Genomic DNA, 843 nt, shown 5'->3' with positions numbered 1-843 from the left:
TGATAGTTGGCCTTATATCCCTCCGTTAAATGGGCCAGGGATGCTTTCATAAACACCACTGTTCCCCAGGCAGCACCTGGCGATTCAGGTCTCATATGGCCGTTCACATACTCGCCACTGGATTTATGCTTGCCTGGTCTGTAGAGATAATACGTGTCATCAAAGTATTGATAATCTATACCCGGACCACCCGGCTTTAAGCGCGGGTCGTCAAAAGGGTATGAGCTCAGATATAAATGTCCTTGTGCAGTGGAAATAAATGCCTGATTATTAACCACCACCACTCTTTTTATTTCTTTTCCTTCAGGTCTATCTACCATATTCCCATCAGAATTTTTCTCTTGCCCCTGAGATGGGGACATATACGTTGCGACCTGCCACGTTTGTCCATAGTCTTTAGATATTGTATATGCACCGGGTTCCCATTCAGGAATAAAGATGTATTTATCCGATGGATGGATATATATCCCAGAGAATATCCTGAAGGAAGCAAATACTCCATCATATATCTCTTTATGAATATTTTTTTTACCATCGTGATACCAAAGTGCTCCCTCACAATAATAGCCTTTTAACTCCAGATAACGATTATCGTCATAACGATAAATAACCTGTGAGGGTGTTCTTTTTGTACAGGCAGCGATAGCACATAGCGAAATAGTTCCGATTATTATTTTTAACGCACTTCCCTTATTCATAATTTATCCTTAAACGTTAAGTGTTTTAGGCATATCCCATTGCCGATTATTTCCCCGCATTCAGGTCGCAGTGCATTCGGGTCCAGCCCTTATAGCCCACCACTTCTGGTTCTTTGTCCGGCAGGTTTTGATAGTTGGCCTTATA

General features: G+C 41.9%; 1 protein-coding gene. It reads right to left on the bottom strand.

What is annotated here, in order from left to right:
• The coding region (locus tag OGX67_RS00015) for a T6SS immunity protein Tli3 family protein (protein WP_286525573.1) at window positions 1–698 on the bottom strand (698 nt) is incomplete at its 3' end.
• Window positions 699–843: the final 145 nt, after the last annotated feature.

The sequence above is a fragment of the Citrobacter sp. Cf118 genome, from assembly GCF_030334095.1.
GTDB lineage: Bacteria > Pseudomonadota > Gammaproteobacteria > Enterobacterales > Enterobacteriaceae > Citrobacter > Citrobacter freundii.
Note: the sequence above shows the minus strand (reverse complement) of the source record. Positions and strands in the feature narration are given on the sequence as shown.